Consider the following 18,751-nt stretch of genomic DNA (forward strand, 5'->3'; position numbering starts at 1 on the left):
CCTCCGGACGGCGCGGATCAGGCGAACTCCTGCCGGATCACGCGGCGCAGCACCTTGCCGGTCTCGTTGTACGGCAGCGCGTCCTTGAACACGATCTTCTGCGGCACGCGCGACGAGCGCAGCCTGCCCTTCACCAGTTCCTGCAGTTCCTGCGCGCTGGCCTTGGCGCCGTCCTTGAGCACGACCGCCGCAGCGACCGCCTCGCCCCACTGCTCGTCCGGCATCGCCACGCAGGCAACGTCGGCCACCGCGGGGTGCGACAGCAGCACCTCCTCGATCTCGCCCGGCGAGATGTTCTCGCCGCCGCGGACGATGACGTCGTCGGCGCGGCCGTCGAGGAACAGATAGCCCTCGGCGTCGAGGTAGCCGCGATCCTTGGTCGGGAACCAGCCGTCCGCGTCGAGCTGGCTGCCCAGCGACAGGTATTCGCCCGACACCTGCGGACCGCGCACGAACACCAGGCCCGCCTGCTCGGGACCGAGCACCTGGCCGGACTCGTCGCGGATCTCGATCTCGACCGCGGCCGGCTTGCCGACCGAGCCGAGGCGGCGGCGCACCTGCGGATCGGCGCTCTGGTAGGCCGCGCGGTGATCCTCGGGGCCGAGCACCGCGATCGTCGAGCTGGTCTCGGTCAGGCCGTAGGCGTTGGTGAAATCGACGTTCGGGAACAGCGCCATCGCGCGCTGGATCGTGGACAGCGGCATCTTGCCGCCACCGTAGGCGATCGCACGCAGCGCCGGCAGATCGGGTGCCTCGCCGCTCGCGTCGAGATGCTCGACGATCCGCTGCAGCATGGTCGGCACGAGGAAGGCGTTGCTGATGTCCTCGGCGCGCGCGGCGGCGAGCCAGGACTTCGGCTCGAAGCTTTCGAGCTGCACCATGCGCCGGCAGGCGTAGGTCGAACTGAGCACCGCCGAGATGCCGGCGATGTGGTACGGCGGCACCGAGACGATGATCGCGTCGTTCTCGTCGGCGGACGCGAACTCGACCGTGCCGACGATGTACGACATCAGGTTCTCGTGGCGCAGGATCGCCGCCTTGGGCTTGCCGGTCGTGCCGCTGGTGAACAGCTGCACGGCCACCGCACGCGGATCTTCCTCCGGCACCGGGACCTCGCCGCCGTCATCGGGCAGGCTCAGCAGCTCGGCACGATCGAGCAGCTGCAGGTCGGCGCGCGCGTCGATCTGCGCGCGCTGCTCCGGCCCGACGACCACGACCGCCGGCGCGACGCGCGCGAGCAGCTCGTTGATCTCGGCGCGCGTCAGCCGGTAATTGACCGGCACGTAGGGAATGCCGGCATAGGCCGCGCCGAACAGCGCCACCGGCGCCGCCGGGCTGTTGACGTCGAGCAGCGCGACATAGCGCGCACCGCTGGCCTTGAAGCGCCGCGCCGCACGATACGCCAGCTCGCGCAGCTGCGCGTAGCTGTAGCGCGTGTCGCCGGCGACGACGCCGATACGCTCGCCGAAGGCTTCGGCGGCCATGTCGAGGATGGTGGAGATGTTCATGGTAAAGACGGGAATCGGGAATGGGGAATCGTCAGTGCGGGAAGAAGCGAGCGGCATCTCGTGCCGTCGCTTCTACGATTCCCGATTCTCCATTGCCGATTCCCGGCCGTTCAGTCCGACGACGGCAGCTGCTTGGCCTGCTTGACCTCGAGCGCAGTGCCGCCCAGCGACAGCGAGCCCTGGCCGCCCTTGGTGCACAGCAGCTCCAGCGACTCGTCGGCATTGACGTAGCGCTTGCCGATCAGCGTGCCGGCGGCGTGCGCCGGATCCAGCACCGCACCGGCCGGGGCCGCGGCGGTCGCGCCGATCATTTCCACACCGCCGCAGCGCAGGTCGTGCTCGCCGGCCGGCGCCTTGACCACCATCACCTGCGTGTCGCACACCGCGCTCTTGAAGCGCGCGCCGGCCTTGAGTACCGCTGCCATCTCAGTCTCCTTGCAAAGTCCAGAACGAAGTATCGCGCGACTCTAGGCGAGCGGCGCCGGTCCGGCACCGTCCACTTGCACGAGGCCGCGGGGGCTGCCCTACAGGACCGCGTCGGCCCAGGCCGACAGCCGGTCGAACAGCGCCGTGCGCGCCGGAAACAGGAAATGACTGTGCCCGGTCTCGGCGAGCAGGTACAGGGTCAGGTCGCGGCTCGCGGCGAACGCTGCGGGCACCTGGTGCGGCGGGCCGACCATGTCGCGCTCGCCGATGCCCAGGAACACCGGCACGGCCAGCGCGGCGGCTTCGGGGGCGACGTTGCCCGGAATCATCGACATCACGGCAGGGATCGGCAGCACGCAGTCGGTGGCGCGCTTGAGCGCCTGGATCCCGCGCGGATCGGCCTTGCGGCTGCCGAACAGCTCGGCGTTGTCGCCATTGCCGCCGCGGCCATGAATGACCGGGTAGGGCTGGCCGAACATGCGGCGGGCGTGTTCGAGCAGTTGCGGTCGCACGCTCAGCGGATCGGCGACGGTCTTCAGCGCCGGCGGCAGGTATTCCGGCAGGCCGCGCGTGGAAAAGCCGAGCAGCACGATGGCCGCATGGGACGGCTCGGCGTGCTGCTGCAGGATCGTCAGCATCGCGCCCATCGAATGGCCGACGCCGATGCTCGGCAGCGTCGGCAGGCTCGGCACGTCCGGCGCCAGGCGGCCGGCGTGCAGACGCGACCTCAGCTGGCGCGTTGCCGCGGCGTTGGCGCGGACCAGCAGGTCCGGCGTCAGCTGCCAGCCATCCTGTGGCCTGCTGCTGTCGCCCAGGCCCAGATGGTCGAGCGCGGCGACGATGAAGCCGCGCGCGGTCATCTGCGCGGCGAACGAGAAGGTCTCGTCGCCATCGTCAGGGCGCAGATCAAAGTAGTGGCGGTTCATGTTGCCGCCGGGCAGGCAGACCAGCAGCGCCCGCGCGTGCGCGGCGTCGTCCGGCAGCCAGACCGTCGCCGCGACCTGCACGGCGGACTCGCCGGCCAGTTCGACGCCGATGTCGAGTCCGAGCTGGACGGGCTCGCGCACGGGGACTGCGTCAGTCCTTCGCCAGGATCGCGCCGGCCATGCCGGACGACACCAGCACGTGCTGCACGCGCTGCACCTGGTTGACCGAGGTGCCGCGCACCTGGCGCACGCCTTCGGCCATGCTGTTCATGCCGTGGATGTAGGCCTCGCCGATCAGCCCGCCGTGGGTGTTGGTCGGCAGCTGGCCGTCGAGCGCCAGCGCGCCGGACTTGACGAAGTCCGCCGCCTCGCCCGGCTTGCAGAAGCCGAAGGCTTCCAGCTGCATCAGCACCTGCGGCGTGAAGGCGTCGTAGATCATCGCCGCCTGCATGTCGGTCGGACGCAGGCCGGTCTGACGATACAGACGCTTCGCCACGCCGTGCGCCTCCGGCATGACCGTCAGGTCGTCGTGGTAGAAGTTCGAGATGACCTCGACGTTGTACGGGATCGACTGGCAGGCGCCGAGGATGCGCACCGGCTTCTGCCGAAGGTCACGCGCGCGTTCGAGGCTGGTGACGAGGATGGCGACGCCGCCGTCGGACTCCTGGCAGCAGTCGAGCAGGCGCAGCGTCGGCTCCTGGATCCACTTCGAGGCCTGGTGATCCTCGATCGTGATCGGCTTGCCGTAGAACCATGCCGCCGGATTGGTCGCCGCATAGGCGCGCTGCTGCACCGTCACGTAGCCGAGGTCGCGGTTGGTGACGCCGTACTTCTGCATGTAGCGGCCGGCCGACAGCGCCGCCCAGCTCGCCGGCGTCATCGCGCCGAAGGGAATGCACCACAGCAGCGTGCCGGTGCCGTGGCCGCCGGTGTAGCCCTGCATGTTGGTCGGGTTCTGGCCGAAGCGGTACTGGCTGCGCTCGTTCATCGCGCGCCAGATCAGCACGTTGTTGCACAGCCCGGCGTTGACCAGCGCCATCGCCTGGTAGATCGTCGCGGCCGCAGCGGCGCCGCCGCCGGGGATGCGCGTCGTATAGGCCAGATCCTTCACCCCCAGGCAGCGCGCGAGACCGATCTCGTCGCTGTTGTCGATCGTGAAGGTGATCATGCCGTCGATGTCGCGCGGATCGACGCCGGCGTCCTGGCAGGCGGCGAGTGAGCACTCCGCGGCGAGCTGCAGCTCGCTGCGGCCGGACTCCTTGGAGAACTCGGTGGCGCCGATGCCGGCGATCGCGGCTTCGTGGAAGGTGCGTGCCATGGGGGTCCTACTTCGCGCTCGGCCGGAACACCGGCACCTTGTGATTGTTCATCGTCGGTTCGAACAGCACCTCGACCGCCATGTCGTGCCGCATCTGGTCGAGCGTCGTGCCGACCACGTTCGACACGAAGCGGATGCCCTCGTCCAGCTCGATGACCGCGATGATCGGCGGCTCGCGGAAGCCGAACGGCGGCGGATGCCGCGGCAGCGTCCACGAAATCACCTTGCCGCGACCCGACAGTGGGACGATCTCGCGCTTGAGACTGTGGCAGTGCGGGCACATCGGCCGCGGCGGGAACGTGAACCGGCCGCAGTCAGCGCATTTCTGGCCGACGAACTCCTCGCGATCCGCCGCTTCCCAGAAAAACTTGGCGTCGGGCGTGACGATCGGCGCGATGCGCGTGGGCTTGGGCGCCGGCTGCGGCGCGTCGGGAGTCTGGGTCATGAGCGGGTTCTCGCGTTTCGACACGACGATAGCGGCGCGCGCGACGCAGGCGCCTGCCTCAAACGGGTGATTCCCCGTCATTCCCGCGAAAGCGGGAATCCAGAAGCCGCTGCGAATGCTGGATACCCGCCTGCGCGGGCATGACATCGATCTTGGAAACTACCGGAACGTCAGCTCGATACCCGCGAACAGCGAGCGTCCGGCGCCCGGCTCGAAGAAGCGGCCGTTGGCCTCGTTGACGATCACCGAGCCGGCGTAGTCGCGGTCGAGCAGATTGTCGCCGCGCAGGAAGGTCCGGTACTCGCCCCAGCCCGCGCTGCGCGCGTAGATCACGCGCGCGCCCAGCACGCCGTAGCGCCCGGCCGCATCGCTGTTGACGTCATCGACCGGCACGTCGTACGACCAGCGGCCTTCCACGAAAGCCGACCAGCCGCTGCGCCCGCGCCGCCAGCCCAGCTCGGCGAAGGCGTTGCTGCGCGCGACGCCCGGCAGGCGGTTGTCGGCCGCGACGGTGACGATGCTGCCGCGGCTGCTGTACGAAAAGCCGTCACGGAAGCGCGCGTCCAGGTACTCCGCGGCGAGTGTCGCGCTGAAGTCCTGCGCGAAGCGCCAGTCCGCCGCGGCTTCGACGCCGCGCCGGCGCGTGCCGCCGCGCGCGTTCTGGAAACTGGTGCGGCCGCCGCTGTTGAGCGCCGGCACGATCTCGTCGCGCGTGCGCGTCTCGTAGGCGGCGAGCGTGAACAGACCGCTGCTGCCCAGTCGCCGCTTCCAGCCGGCCTCGGCGCTGCGGCTGCGCGCGGCGTCGAGATCGAGATTCAGGCCGCTGCTGCCGTCCGGTCGGTACGACAGCTCGTTGATCGTCGGCGTCTCGAAGCCGTCACCCCAGCTCGCGTACAGGCGGTCGTCGTCGCTGAGCCGGTACTGCAGTGCCAGCGCCGGAATCGTCGCGTCGTAGCCGCGCCGGCCGCTGTCGTCGGGATTGCCGTCGGTGACGTAGTGATCGTCGGACGCGAAACGCAGCGCACTGTGGCGCAGCGCGCCCAGCAGCAGCCAGTCCGGCGTCATCTGCCATTCGGCCAGCAGCACCTGGTCGAACACCTTGACCCGGTTGGTCTCGTCGCGGCGCAGCGCGCCGCGCACGCCCAGCCTGTCGCCGACGTAGTTCTCGTAGCCGCGCCGGTCCTCGTCGAGCGCCTGCGCCTGCAGGCCGAGGCTGAGCGTCCAGTCGGCGAGGCTGAGCACGTAGCGCCCTTCGGCGCCGACGCTGTCGCGGTCGAAGTCGATGACGCCGCCGGCGCTGGTCGGCGCCTGCTGCGCGGACTTGGGGATGGCCTGGAACTGCACGACGCCGCGGCGCGCGCCGTAGCCGGTCAGCTCCAGCCGCTGTCCGGCGCCCAGCGGCTGCGTGTAGCGCAGACCGACCGTGCGGTCCTCGACGCGCTTGCGCGTGTCGAAGGTGATCGCCGACGCATCGGTCTGTTGCGGATCGGCATCGAACTGCGCGCGCGTCAGGCCCAGTGGATCCTGCGCCTCGGGTTGCATCAGGCTGGACACGCGCAGCTGTAGCTGCCGGTCGCCGCCGAAGCCGGTGTCGAGCTGGCCGGCGAACTGGGTGCGTTCGGCCGCGCTGTGCGGGCGCTCGCCGTTGCCGCGGAAGCGCGCCAGCTCGGTGCGATAGCCGAGCCGCCCGTCGAGGAACGAGTCCGCCGCGACGCCGCCCATGCGCCAGGTGCCGGCGCCGTCCGCGCCGAGTTGCGCGCGCAGCTCGGTCGCGGCCGGTACCGGAACGCTCCACGCGGCGACGACGCCGCCGGCGCTGTTGCCGTACAGATAGGCCAGCGGCCCGCGCAGCACCTCGACGCGGTCCAGCGACGAGATCAGGAAGCTCGACGACTGCCCCTGCCCGTCCGGCGCGCTGACCGGAATGCCGTCGATGCGCAGCTGCACGCCGCGCACGCCGAAGCTCGAACGCGCGCCGAAGCCGCGCGACTGGATCTGCAGGTCCTGCGCGTAGTTGTTGCGCTCGCGCACCGTCAGGCCCGGCACGCGCGCGAGGCTCTCGGCCAGCGAGATCTGCGCGCGGCCATCGTGCAGCGCGTTTGCGTCCACCCGCGCGGCCGACGCCGGCATCTCGAATTCGCTGCGCGGCTGCGCGGTGCCGATGACGATGACCGGACTCAGTTCGGCGGGCAGCTCCTGCGCACGGACCGCGCCGGCCACCATCAGCACCAGGCCGCAGCACGCTCCTCGAATCGTCATGTCGTTCATTCGTCGTAGAGGTTGCGCTTGAATAGCACGGCGCGCCGATGCGTCCTTGCTCCGGCGCGCAGGCCGTCGTGTCCGTTTCAGTCCAGCCAGCCGTGCTTGAGCAGCTCCATCCTGAGCATCAGCACGACGAAGTTCCAGATCGACTTGATCTGCTCCCAGGCCGAGGGCTCGTAGCGCGCGCGTTCGCGGATGTAGTGGCGCAGCGCTTCGAGGTCGGCGTCGCCGAGGTCATCGAACTTCGGCATGCCGCGCGGCTCCAGCGCGCCGTTCTGCACGATCGCCTTGAAGCCCGCGGCCGACAGCGGCACTGGCGAGGCACGCAGGTCCGGCGCGTAGCCGCCGGCGACCGCGGCCGTGCCGTGGCAGATCACGCAGGCCTTGTACAGGTGCTTGCCCTTCTCGGCGAGCGCCGCATCGACGACGAAGGCAGGATCATCGACCGGCACGACCTTCTCGACCGGCGGCGGCGAGGCCGGCAGCTTGGCGTCGCCATCGAGCACGAAGCTCAGCAGGCGCCGCGGATACTGGCGGCCGACCCAGCCGTGCTGCGCGGACAGCGAGCCGAGCAGGGCCGGTGCGCCACCCCAGCCGGCCAGCACCGACACGTACTGCCGGCCATCGACGCTGTAGGTCAGCGGCGGCGCCTGCGTGCCGACGCCCATCGCGTAGCGCCACAGTTCCGCGCCGCTGCGCGCGTCGGTGGCGACGAACTGGCCGTCCGCGCGCCCCTGGAACACCAGCCCGCCGCGCGTGACGATCACGCCGCCGTTGGTCGCACCCGGCGTCGGATTGCGCCAGGCCGCCTTCTGCGTCACCGGGTTCCAGGCCAGCAGCGAGGTCGAGCCGGCGTTCTTGGGAATGTCGTCGAAGAAGCCGCGCAGACCCATCGGGTCGTCCACGCTCATCGTCCAGGTCTTCGGACTGCGCCCCTCGCCGTCGTAGTAGCCGGCCATCTCGCGCGCCGGGATGTAAACCAGCCCGGTGTCCGGACTGTAGGCCATCGGATGCCAGTTGTGCGTGCCGCCGGAACCGGGCCAGGTCAGCGCCGGGCCGTGCTCGTAGCGCGCGCCGCGCACCTCGACCGGGCGGCCGGTCGCGAGGTCGATCTTCTCGGCCCAGGTCACCTTGCCGATCTTCTCGGCGGAGACGAGCTGGCCGGTCTCGCGGTCCAGCACGTAGAAGAAACCGTTTTTCGGCGCGTGCAGCAGCAGCTTGCGCGGCCTGCCGTCCAGCTCGATGGTCGCCGTGACCATGTCCATCGTCGAGTTGAAGTCCCAGGACTCGTTGGGCGTGGTCTGGTAATGCCAGACGTATTCGCCGGTGTCGGCGTCGAGCGCGACCACCGAGCACAGGTAGAGGCTGTCACCGCCACCGGGATTGCGCAGCTGTGCGTTCCACGGCGAGCCGTTGCCGGTGCCCAGGTAGATGCGGTTGAACTCGGGGTCGTAGGTCATCGCGTTCCAGACCGTGCCGCCGCCGCCGAACTTCCACCACTCGCCGCTCCAGGTCTTCGCCGCCGCCTCCATCGCCGCGTTCTCGAAGCCGTCGGCCGGGTTGCCCGGCACGACCCACCAGCGCCACAGCTGCTCGCCGGTCTCGGCGTCGTAGGTGGTGACATAGCCGCGCACGCGGCCGAAGTCGGCGCCGCCGTGGCCGATGATGACGCGGCCGCGGCCATCGCGTCCGCCCCAGACGCGCGGCGCGCCGGTGATGTAGCGGTTGTCGCCGGGCTCGGTGGTCAGCGTCTCCCACACCAGTGCGCCGGTCTTCGCGTCGAGCGCGAACAGGCGGCCGTCCTGCACGCCGGCATAGACCTTGCCGTTCCAGTACGCGAGCCCGCGGCTGCCCCAGGCCATGCGCATCTTGCGCGACTCGACCTTGGGATCGTAGCGCCACAGCACGCGGCCGCTGCGCGCGTCGATCGCATAGATGCGGCTGTAGCCGACCGCCGTGTAGATCACGCCATCGACCGCGAGCGGTTGGCTCGACACGTTCCAGACGTCGTCGAACTCCAGCGACCAGGCCAGGCCCAGGCGCGACACCGTCTGCGTGTTGATCTGGTCGAGCGGGCTGTAGCGCTGCTCGCTGAACGTGCGGCCCCAGGCCGCCCAGTTGGTGCCATCGGCCTCGTCGTTGAGTGCGGCGTTGTCGATGACGGTCTGCGCGTGCGCGGTCTGCGCCAGACACAGGACCGCGGCTGCCCGTACCGCCTGCTTGAAGCGATGGTTCATGGTCTCCCCCATGGTGTGGCGCCATTGTCGCGGAGCGCCGGGCGACGCCCATCGGCCGAACGCAGTAGCGTGGCCACGCGCTTTGGCACACGCGATCGATGCGCATAAGATATGCGCATACCAACCGATGGCCCGAACATGTCCCGACTCTTCGATCCGCAGGCGCCGAAACGCGCGACCAATCTCAGCATCAACGCGGACCTGCTCGGCAAGGCCCGCGCACTGGAGATCAACCTCTCCGCGACGCTGGAGCGCGCGCTGGCGGACGCGTTGCGAAGCAAGCGCCGCGAGCAATGGCTGGCCGACAACCGGGAAGCCATCGATGCCTACAACAGCCATGTCGAGAAACATGGCGTCTTCAGCGACGAACTACGAGGCTTCTGATGCCGCAGTTCCGCGTGTATCGGAATCCCAATCCGGCCAGCAAGACCCGATTTCCATTGCTGCTGGACGTCCAGAGCGATCTGGTCACCGATCTCGAAACGCGGGTGGTCGTACCGCTGTGCCTCGCGGCGTCCATGCGCGACAAGCTGATCAGGACGCTCATGCCGGCGCTCGAAATCGAAGGCAAGTCCTATGCGATGCTGACACCGCAGCTCGCCGGCATTTCGAAGAAGCAGTTGGGCACCGAGGTGGCAGACCTCGGCGAGCACCGCGACGAGATCCTGGCAGCCCTCGACCTGCTGATCACCGGCATCTGACCACACCACTCCGGGGAGAAACACATGACCACCATCAATCCCGCCGCACCGGTGCTCGTCACCGGCGCCAGCGGTTACGTCGCCAGCTGGCTGGTGAGGGATCTGCTCGAAGCCGGCTACACCGTGCACGGCACGGTGCGCGACCCGCAGAAGAAGTCCGGGCTCGAGCACCTGCACGAGTTGTCTGAATCGCATCCGGGCAAGCTCAAGCTGTTCAAGGCGGATCTGCTCGACGCCGGCGCCTACGACGCGGCGATGCAGGGTTGCGAGCTGGTCATGCACACCGCCTCGCCGTTCGTCATCAGCGGCCTGAAGGACAACTACGAGCAGCTGGTGCGGCCGGCACTCGAAGGCACGCGCAACGTGCTCGAAAGCTGCAACCGCTGCACGAGCGTCAAGCGCGTCGTGCTGACCAGCAGCGTCGTGGCGATCTACGGCGACAGCATCGACGGCCAGAACGTCCCGAAGCACACCTTCACCGAGGAGCACTGGAACACCACCAGCACGGTCGATCACCAGCCGTATCCGTATTCGAAGGTCGTCGCCGAGAAGGAAGCCTGGGCGATGCAGGAGAAGCAGGACCGCTGGGATCTGGTGACGATCAACCCGGGCCTGGTGCTCGGCCCGTCGCTGACCAAGGCCAGCGCATCGACCAGCCTGGTGTTCATCAAGCAGCTCGCCAACGGCACGATGTTCCCTGGCGCGCCGGACCTGTGGATGGGCGTGGTCGATGTGCGCGACGTCGCGCAGGCACACATCAAGGCCGGCTTCACGCCGGCCGCCAAGGGCCGCTACATCACCAACGCGGCGAACACCAATGCGCTGGAGATGGGCCGCGTCCTGCGCAAGAAGTTCGGCAGCGGTTTCAAGTTCCCGCTGTTCACAGCGCCCAAGGCCCTGGTCTGGCTGGTCGCACCGATGGCCGGGCTGACACGCAAGTTCGTGACGCTCAACGTCGGCTATCGCATCGGCTTCGACAACGCCAAGAGCCGGCGCGAGCTGGGCATGAGCTACAGGCCGCTCGAACAGACGCTGGTCGATCACTTCCAGCAGGTGCTCGACGACGGCATCCTGCGCCGCCGCTGAAGCCGCGACCATGCCGGCTGGCCGCAAGGCGCTGTGGAGCGAGAGCTGGCGCGACATCGCCAGCCCCGAGCTGACCGCGGCGCTGACCGCGCTCGGCCAGCGCCGGCGGCTCGGCGACGGCCAGATGCTGTACGCACGCGGCGAGCGCGGATCGGAGCTGATCGGTGTCGTCTCCGGGCTGATCCGCCTCGTCGGCCTGACGCCGGACGGGCACGAGGGCCTCATCGGCCTGTACCGGCCCGGCACCTGGTTCGGCGAAGTGTCGCTGTTCGACGAGCTACCGCGGCCGACCGACGCGATCGCCGTCGGCGAAACCGAGGTTCTGGTCGTGCCGGCCGCCAAACTGCACGCCGCGCTCGAACAGAACCCGCGCTGGTATCGCGACTTCGCGCGCGTGCTGTGCCACAAGCTGCGCCTCGCGCTGACCCACATCGAAAGCACGATGCTGCCGGTGTCGGTGCGCGTCGGCCTGCGCCTGCTCGATCTGGCCGAGGCCTACGGCAGGCCGGCCGCCGACGGCATGCTGATCGACCTGTCGCTGCCGCAGGAGGATCTGGCGCGCATGCTCGGACTGACGCGGCAGAGCGTGAACAAGGAACTGCGCGGCTTCCAGGCGCAGCACTGGTTGCGCCTGCACCGCGGCCGCATCACGCTCACGGACGCCGGCGCGCTGCGCCGCCATGTCCGCGCGCGCGGCGGCGCGGCGCTGATGGACGCGCAGGGGCTGTGACCGCCCCAGTGTCGGCGAGTTGACAGACAGGCCAGCGGCAGCGGCCGACAATGGCGCCGTCGTCAACATCTTCCGAGGAGAGCATCGATGCGCAACCGCGAACAGTTCATGCAGGAGTACGCCGCCAGCCACCGCCAGGGCACCAACCAGATCATCCACCTGATCTGCGTGCCGCTGATCTTCTTCACCAGCACCGGCGTGCTGTGGAGCGTGCCGATGGACTGGATCATGCCGGGTGGCTTCGATTCGCAGGGCTGGTTCAACCTGGCGACGCTGGCAGCGCTGCCGATCACCGCGTTCTACGCGCGCCTGGGCCTGCGCAGCCTGCTGACGGGCCTCGGCTGGATGATCCTCAGCGTACTGGGCATCCTCGCCCTGCAGGCCGCGCACGCCCCCGTCGTGGGCCTGTGCATCGCGCTGTGGCTGGTCGCCTGGGTCGCGCAGCTCTACGGCCACAAGCTCGAAGGCGCCAAGCCCTCGTTCTTCGACGATCTCGTCTTCCTGCTGGTCGGTCCGCTGTACGTGCAGGAGAAGCTGGTGCGGCTCGTCACCACCGGGACGCTCCGCGCCCGCGCCTGACGCGGGGCTGTCACGAGGCTTTCACGGCCGCTGCGTAGGCTGATCCGCTGTCCCCAGCAGTGGATCGGCCCCGCAGAGGCCGTTCAAGGAAGCCATGTCCAAGCTCATCCTCGCCGCGCGGCGCGCGCTGTCGCGCCGCGATTTCATCCGTTACACCTTCGGCTCGGCCGCTGCGGCCGGTGCCGCGGCCCTGCTGCCGGCCTGCGCCGGTTCCGGCAGCGGCGGTTCGGGCGGAAGCGCGGTCCGCTCGCGCTTCGCCGACATCGGTGCACTGACCGACGCGGACGCGAACGGCCTGCGCCTGCCGGCCGGCTTCCGCTCGCGCGTGGTCGCCGTGTCCGGCGTGCCGCCGCTGCCCGGCAGCACGTATCTCTGGCACACCTTCCCCGACGCCGGCGCGACCTACGCGACGCCGGACGGCGGCTGGATCTACGTCTCGAACTCCGAGGTGCCCGCATCCGGCCTGGTCAGCGGCGGCGTCGGTGCACTCAAGTTCGCAGCGGATGGCACGCTGCAGTCGGCCTACCCGATCCTGACCGGCAGCAGTTCCAACTGCGGCGGCGGCGCCACGCCATGGCGCACCTGGCTGTCGGGCGAGGAACGCGACGGCGGCCTGGTCTGGGAATGCAACCCGTTCGAGAAGAGCGAAGGCACGTCGAAGCCGGCGCTGGGCCGGTTCGCGCACGAGGCACTGGCCGTCGATCCGGCCGACCGCACGCTGTACCTGACCGAGGACGCCGGCGACGGCCGCTTCTACCGCTTCGTGCCCAGCGCCGCCGACTGGCCGGCCGGCGCGGAGCGTCCGGCGCTGCAGGAAGGCCGGCTGCAGGTGCTGCGCTTCGCCGAAGGTGCGCGCGGGGCGACGCTCGACGACGCCGGCCTGAACGTGAACGGCATGCACGCCGTGATCTGGGAGGACGTGGTCCAGCCCGACCAGGCGCAGGCCGGCGTGCGCAGCGCGCTCGGCGCCGAGGCGCCGGGTTCGCGCTTCCGCGGCGGCGAGGGCATCTGGCACCACGAAGGCCTGATCTACTTTTCGACCAAGGGCGACAACCGCATCTGGTGCCACGATATCGGCCGCGAGACGATCGAGGTGATCTACGATTTCGCCACCGCGGAGAACCCGGTGCTCAGCGGCGTGGACAATCTCACCGTCAGCGAGTTCGGTGACGTGCTGGTCGCCGAGGATGGCGGCGACATGCAGATCTGCGTGATCCTGCCGGACCGCCGCGTGCTGCCGCTGCTGCAGCTCGTGGACCACAGCCAGCAGTCGGAGATCACCGGCCCGGCGTTCTCGCCGGACGGCTCCCGCCTGTACTTCAGTTCGCAACGCAATGGCCGCAACGGCCTGCCCGGCCTCGGCATCACCTTCGAGGTGACGCTGCCGTTCTCGGCCTGTCCGAACGCCTGCCCCTGAACCTTCGACGGATCCGTACCGATGGGCATTTCCCGCACACCCCGCCAGCGCCGCCGCGGCCTGTCCCGCCGCGACTTTCTCAAGCACGCCTCGGCCTCGGCCGCCGTCGTCACGCTCGCCGCCTGCAGCAGCAGCGAGCCGGGCGGCGGCACGATCGCACCGGAGTCGCCGTTCCGGCACGGCGTCGCCAGCGGCGATCCGCTCGCCGACCGCGTGATCCTGTGGACGCGCCTGACCGTGCCGGCGCAGACCTCCGCAGCGAACGGCCGCGTGAAGATGTATCTCGATCCGGCGCTGACCCAGCTGCAGGGCGCGATGGACTTCACGACCAGCGCAGCACGCGACTGGACCGTGAAGCTCGACTTCGGCGGCCTGACCGCGGGAACGACCTACTACTACCGCTTCGAAGCGCTCGGCCATCTGTCGCCGATCGGCCGCACACGCACCGCGCCATCCGGCACCGTCGATCGCCTGCGTTTCGGCGTGGTGTCCTGCTCGTCCTACGCGCACGGCTACTTCAACGCCTACCGCCTGCTCGCCCAGCGCGCCGACCTCGACGCGATCCTGCACCTGGGCGACTACGTGTACGAGTACGGCACCGGCGAGTACGGCGACGTGCGTCCGTACCAGCCGGACCACGAGATGGTCACGCTCGCCGACTACCGCGCGCGCCATGCGTACTACAAGCAGGACCCGGACCTGATGGAACTGCACCGCCAGTTCCCGTTCATCACCATCTGGGACGACCACGAGACCGCCGACAATTCCTGGCGCGACGGCGCCAACAATCACACCGAGGGCGCCGAAGGCCGCTGGGTCGATCGCAAGGCTCGTGGCCAGCAGGCATACGACGAGTGGATGCCGATCCGCTACCCGCAGGCCGGCAACGTCGGCCGGATCTGGCGCCGCTTCTCCTACGGCAACCTCGCCGACCTGTTCATGCTCGACACGCGGCTCTACGACCGCGACGAGCCGGACGGCATCCCGGTGTCGGCCACCGGCAAGCAAGCCGATCGACGCATGCTCGGCCCCGAACAGATGCAGTGGCTCAAGGACGGCCTCGCCGCCTCGACGGCGCAGTGGAAGATCGTCGGCCAGCAGGTGGTCATGCACCAGTGGAACCTCGCGGGCGCACCGCTGGCGCTGGGCGGCGGCCAACAGCTCAACGGCGACGCCTGGGACGGCTACCAGGCCGAGCGTGCCGAGCTGTTCGCGCACCTCGCCGATCGCGGCATCGACAACCTCGTCGTGCTCAGCGGCGACGTGCACTCGTCGTGGTGCGCGGACCTCACACCGGACCCGGCCAATCCGCTCGCCTACAATCCGCTGACCGGTGCCGGCAGCGTCGGCGTCGAGTTCGTCGCCACCTCGATCACCTCACCGTTCGCGATCGACATCCCGGAAGGCCAGCAGGCGATGCTGCTGACCAATCCGCACATCCGCTACACGGACTGGGACCGCAAGGGCTATCTCCTGCTCGACTTCGACGCCAACCGCGCGCAGGGCGAGTACTGGTACGTCTCGACCTTCACCGAACCCGGTGCCACCGAGAGTTTCGCCACCGCCTACCAGGCGCTGTCCGGCGAGAATCATCTGGAGTTCGCCGCGGTCGGCACCGCTTCGGCACCGAAACCCGACCCGGCGCCGCTGGCGCCATAATCGGCGGACACTTCGGACCGGATACAGCGATGACCACACGCCGCGACTTCCTGCGCGGGCTGACTGCGGCCGCCGGCACGGCCGCGCTGACCGCCTGCGGCGGCGGCTCGCGCGATGCACCGGGCCCGACGCCGAGCCCGGGCGTCACGCCGACGCCGGGACCGACGGCTTCCCCCGGTCCGACGCCGACCGCGACGCCGCCACTGGGCTTCGACTTCCCGACGATCACGCCGCTGCCGTTCGCGCACGGCGTCGCCAGCGGCGATCCGCTCAAGGACCGCGTGATCATCTGGACGCGCATCACCGAGGTCACGCCCAGCGCAACCGAGATTCCGGTGCAGTGGTCCGTCGCCACCGATCCGGCGATGAGCAACGTCATCCGGTCCGGCACGCAGCCCACGAACGCCGGCCGCGACTGGACGGTGAAGGTCGATGTCACCGGCCTTTCGCCGGGCACGACCTACTACTACCGCTTCGGCGCGCTAGGCGGCACGTCGATCACCGGCCGCACGCGCACAGCGCCGGATAGCGCCGTCGAATCGATCCGCGTCGCCGTCCTGTCCTGCTCCAGCTACTGGTCGAGCTGGTGGAGCGGCCTCGGTCATCTGGCGAAGCGCAACGATCTGGACCTGGTCATCCACTGCGGCGACTACATCTACGACTTCGTCGATGAGGACGAGGGCGTGCGCGGCCGCAACGGCATCCAGGACACCGCGCACCCCGACTACCGCGACTGGCGCAATCTCGCCGAACTGCGCCGCCGCTACGCGCTGTGGCGCAGCGATCCCAACAACCTGCGCGCGCACCAGCAGCACCCGTGGTTCATCGTCTGGGACAACCACGACATCGACGAGGACTACGGCAACGAACTCGACACGCCCTTCGACGATCAACCGGCGCGGACGCCACTCGCCGACACCACGCGCGCGTTCTGGGAATGGACGCCGTCGCGGCCGGTCAGGGCCGACGGCTCGGGCAACTTCATCCTCGTCGAGGACGGCTCGTACCCGGAGCCGCAGGACACGACGCTGCTGTGGCGGCGCCTGCCCTACGGTCCGATGCTCGACGTGTTCGGCGTCGATACGCAGATCGGCCTGCCCGGCCACGGCCTGAGCATGGACGCTTCGCACCTGCCGTCCGGCAACAGCCTGATGGGCCGTGCGCAGTTCGAGTGGCTGACGCAGTCGCTGCTGCAGTCCCAGCAGGCCGGCGTGCGCTGGAAGCTGATCAACAACCAGACCTGGATCGCGCCGGCGGACATTCCGGACCTCGTCGATGGCGTGCCTACGCCCAAGCTCGGCATCTCGCGCTGGGCCGACTACACCGAGGAACGCGCGGCGCTGTTCGGCTACCTGCGCGGCGACAACCCGGCATCGACGCGCGTGCGCAACACGATCGTCGTGTCCGGCGACGCGCACGGCAATTTCGGTTCCGACCTGGTCGAGGACAACGCGCTGCTGGGCACCTACGTGCCCGGCCTGCCGGTGCCCAATCCGCGCCCCGGCTCGACCGCGGCGAACTTCCCCGCCGGCTACGGCCGCGCCACGACCGGCGCAGCCGGCCCGGTCAGCACGCGCGCGGCCTCGGTCGGCGTCGAGTTCGCGCCGACCTCGATGGGCCGCGGCGGCGCCGACGAACTGGTCGCCAACAGCGCCGGCCTGCCGGTCGGCTCGGCGCCGACCATCGTCGGCGCGCGCGCGATCGAGTACGCGCTGATCGACGGCAACAAGAACGTGCAGTTCATCGAGTGGGTCGATCACGGCTACGGCATCGTGCACCTGACGGCTGACCGCGCCGTGTTCGAGTACTGGTGGCAGGACAAGCTCACACCGGACGCGCCGGACGTGCTCGGCCGGCAGATGATCGCCTGGGCCGAGCTGGACAGCGGCGCGATTCCGCCACGCTTCCCCGATCAGCTCGACGATGTCGTCGCGCATGGCATGCCGGTCGCGCCGACGTCCGGCACACGCACCGCCGAGCCGGCGCCGGAAGGCGCACTGACGCCGGGCTGAAGCCGGCTCGGGCATAATCGCGGCGTGAAGCCCGCCCGCCGCCATCGTCCCCTCGTCGCGCTGCTCGGCGGCCTGGCCATCCTCGGCCAGCTGCTGCTGCCGACGCTGCACGCGCAGGCCTGGGCACGGCAGCGCGGCGATCCGCTGCTGTATGCGATCTGCGGCAACATCAATCCGGCGCTGCTGCGCGAGATGCGCCGCGTCACGCCGCACGAGGTCCTGCGCAAGCTGCAGCAGGATCGGGCGCCGCAGTCCGCGGCCGACTGCACGCTGTGCCTGACCGTACACGGCGGCGCACCGCTCGCCAGTGTCGCGGTCGCGGTGGCGGCCGCCGGCACCGATGCGGCCGCGCCAATCCCGATCGCCCCCGTTCCCGCATCCGCGCCGCACCTGCGGCTGCCGCCGTCACGCGGACCTCCTGCCGTCGCCTGATCGATCACCGCACCGGACCGCGCACAAGCTGCGCGGCTCCTTCATCGATCTGGCCGCCGCGCGCGGCTTCGGGAGACAACATGCACACCTTCACCACCCGCGGGCGGGCGCCGATGGCGTTCGCCGCGATCTGGATCGCGTCCGCCTGGCCGGCGGCGGCGCTGGCCTGCGCCAGCTGCCAGTGCGGCGATCCGACCCTCACCTTGATGGGCGTCGAGAAGTCCTACGCAGGGCGCCTGCGTTTCGCACTCGACTACAGCAACCGTTCGGAACACCAGGGCACGGGCCTGGAACGCCAGCATCTGCAGGAGGACCGCACCGTGTTCGGCGCGTCCTATGCCTTCAGCGAGAACTTCAGCCTGGCGCTGCGCGTGCCGCTGTCCAGCAAGTCCGCATCGAACCGCACGCTGGCGCGCGAAGAGGCCTCCGGCCTGGGCGACGCCGAGCTCACCGCGAAGTACACGCTCGGCCGCAGCGGCCAGATGACGGCGCGCCATCTCTGGGGCGTGCAGGCGGGCCTGCGCCTGCCGACCGCGTCGGAGCAAAAGAATGACGCGGGCGAGCCCATCGACATCGACGCGCAGCCCGGCACCGGCGCCTGGGCGGCGAGCGCCGGCCTCTGGTACGGCTATTTCCGCTTCCCGCGCATGCTCTACGCCAGCCTGTCCGTGCTGGAGCCGCTCGACACCGGTTACCAGGGACTGGAGCAGGGCACCGCGGTGCTGGGCACCGTCACCGGCCAGTACGCGCTGACCCCGCGCTGGAGTCTGCAGCTCGGCCTCGAAGGCCGGATCGCGGACTACAACCGCTTCGGCGGCGTGCGCGACGACGACAGCGGCGGCACGGCCATGTTCGTCGCGCCGGGCCTGGTCTGGGCACCGGCCACCGACTGGCTCGTCCACGTTTCAGGACAACTGCCCGTCATCCGCAATCTGCATGGCGATCAGGACGAGCGCGGCGACCTCCGCGTCGGCATCGCCTACGACTTTTCCACGAACTGAATCCGGAATCAC

Annotated in this window: 17 protein-coding genes; 10 read left to right on the forward strand and 7 right to left on the reverse strand. The window is 69.8% G+C overall.

Features of this window, described 5'->3' with window-relative positions; translation table 11 throughout:
- Window positions 1–17 precede the first annotated feature (17 nt).
- From AAG565_RS05750 to AAG565_RS05780, 7 genes are all read right to left on the reverse strand, one after another.
- Window positions 18–1,508: a class I adenylate-forming enzyme family protein gene (locus AAG565_RS05750; protein ID WP_348818601.1), complete on the reverse strand. Its 1,491-nt coding sequence runs from the start codon at window positions 1,506–1,508 to the stop codon at window positions 18–20.
- Window positions 1,509–1,618: 110 nt separating this feature from the next.
- Entirely contained in the window at window positions 1,619–1,933 is a 315-nt protein-coding gene (locus tag AAG565_RS05755) for a hypothetical protein (RefSeq protein WP_348818602.1), read from the reverse strand.
- Window positions 1,934–2,032: 99 nt separating this feature from the next.
- The gene (locus tag AAG565_RS05760) at window positions 2,033–3,001 is read right to left on the reverse strand and encodes an alpha/beta fold hydrolase (protein WP_348818603.1); all 969 of its coding nucleotides are present in this window, start codon (window positions 2,999–3,001) and stop codon (window positions 2,033–2,035) included.
- 10 nt (window positions 3,002–3,011) lie between these two features.
- Window positions 3,012–4,178, reverse strand: coding sequence for a lipid-transfer protein (locus tag AAG565_RS05765; protein ID WP_348818604.1), 1,167 nt, complete (start codon window positions 4,176–4,178; stop codon window positions 3,012–3,014).
- Window positions 4,179–4,185: 7 nt separating this feature from the next.
- On the reverse strand, window positions 4,186–4,623 hold the full coding sequence (locus AAG565_RS05770; RefSeq protein WP_348818605.1) for a Zn-ribbon domain-containing OB-fold protein: 438 nt from the start codon (window positions 4,621–4,623) through the stop codon (window positions 4,186–4,188).
- 159 nt (window positions 4,624–4,782) lie between these two features.
- Window positions 4,783–6,882, reverse strand: a complete 2,100-nt coding sequence (locus AAG565_RS05775; RefSeq protein ID WP_348818606.1) for a TonB-dependent receptor — start codon at window positions 6,880–6,882, stop codon at window positions 4,783–4,785.
- An 86-nt stretch (window positions 6,883–6,968) separates the two neighbouring features.
- Window positions 6,969–9,122: a PQQ-dependent dehydrogenase, methanol/ethanol family gene (locus tag AAG565_RS05780; RefSeq protein ID WP_348818607.1), complete on the reverse strand. Its 2,154-nt coding sequence runs from the start codon at window positions 9,120–9,122 to the stop codon at window positions 6,969–6,971.
- Window positions 9,123–9,260: 138 nt separating this feature from the next.
- Here AAG565_RS05780 and AAG565_RS05785 point away from each other — a divergent pair, with 138 nt between their 5' ends.
- The 10 genes from AAG565_RS05785 to AAG565_RS05830 all read left to right on the forward strand — a co-directional run bounded on the left by AAG565_RS05785 (window position 9,261) and on the right by AAG565_RS05830 (window position 18,739).
- On the forward strand, window positions 9,261–9,506 hold the full coding sequence (locus AAG565_RS05785; protein WP_348818608.1) for a type II toxin-antitoxin system CcdA family antitoxin: 246 nt from the start codon (window positions 9,261–9,263) through the stop codon (window positions 9,504–9,506).
- Window positions 9,506–9,823: a CcdB family protein gene (locus AAG565_RS05790; protein ID WP_348818609.1), complete on the forward strand. Its 318-nt coding sequence runs from the start codon at window positions 9,506–9,508 to the stop codon at window positions 9,821–9,823. The genes AAG565_RS05785 and AAG565_RS05790 overlap by 1 nt, the downstream gene beginning before the upstream one ends.
- Before the next feature lie 33 nt (window positions 9,824–9,856).
- Window positions 9,857–10,909 carry an aldehyde reductase gene (locus AAG565_RS05795; protein ID WP_348818695.1) on the forward strand — a complete coding sequence of 351 codons (1,053 nt, stop codon included), beginning with the start codon at window positions 9,857–9,859 and terminating at the stop codon, window positions 10,907–10,909.
- A gap of 10 nt (window positions 10,910–10,919) precedes the next feature.
- Window positions 10,920–11,639 carry a Crp/Fnr family transcriptional regulator gene (locus tag AAG565_RS05800; RefSeq protein ID WP_348818610.1) on the forward strand — a complete coding sequence of 240 codons (720 nt, stop codon included), beginning with the start codon at window positions 10,920–10,922 and terminating at the stop codon, window positions 11,637–11,639.
- Between the two features lie 87 nt (window positions 11,640–11,726).
- The gene (locus AAG565_RS05805) at window positions 11,727–12,218 is read left to right on the forward strand and encodes an Mpo1-like protein (RefSeq protein ID WP_348818611.1); all 492 of its coding nucleotides are present in this window, start codon (window positions 11,727–11,729) and stop codon (window positions 12,216–12,218) included.
- A 94-nt stretch (window positions 12,219–12,312) separates the two neighbouring features.
- Window positions 12,313–13,635 carry an alkaline phosphatase PhoX gene (locus AAG565_RS05810; RefSeq protein WP_348818612.1) on the forward strand — a complete coding sequence of 441 codons (1,323 nt, stop codon included), beginning with the start codon at window positions 12,313–12,315 and terminating at the stop codon, window positions 13,633–13,635.
- A 21-nt stretch (window positions 13,636–13,656) separates the two neighbouring features.
- Entirely contained in the window at window positions 13,657–15,294 is a 1,638-nt protein-coding gene (locus AAG565_RS05815; RefSeq protein ID WP_348818613.1) for an alkaline phosphatase D family protein, read from the forward strand.
- Between the two features lie 29 nt (window positions 15,295–15,323).
- Entirely contained in the window at window positions 15,324–17,306 is a 1,983-nt protein-coding gene (locus tag AAG565_RS05820; RefSeq protein ID WP_348818614.1) for an alkaline phosphatase D family protein, read from the forward strand.
- Between the two features lie 24 nt (window positions 17,307–17,330).
- Window positions 17,331–17,738, forward strand: coding sequence for a DUF2946 family protein (locus AAG565_RS05825; protein ID WP_348818615.1), 408 nt, complete (start codon window positions 17,331–17,333; stop codon window positions 17,736–17,738).
- An 80-nt stretch (window positions 17,739–17,818) separates the two neighbouring features.
- Window positions 17,819–18,739: a hypothetical protein gene (locus tag AAG565_RS05830; RefSeq protein WP_348818616.1), complete on the forward strand. Its 921-nt coding sequence runs from the start codon at window positions 17,819–17,821 to the stop codon at window positions 18,737–18,739.
- The last annotated feature ends 12 nt before the right edge of the window (window positions 18,740–18,751 follow it).

Source organism: Fontimonas sp. SYSU GA230001, from assembly GCF_040066175.1.
Taxonomy (GTDB): domain Bacteria; phylum Pseudomonadota; class Gammaproteobacteria; order Nevskiales; family Nevskiaceae; genus Solimonas.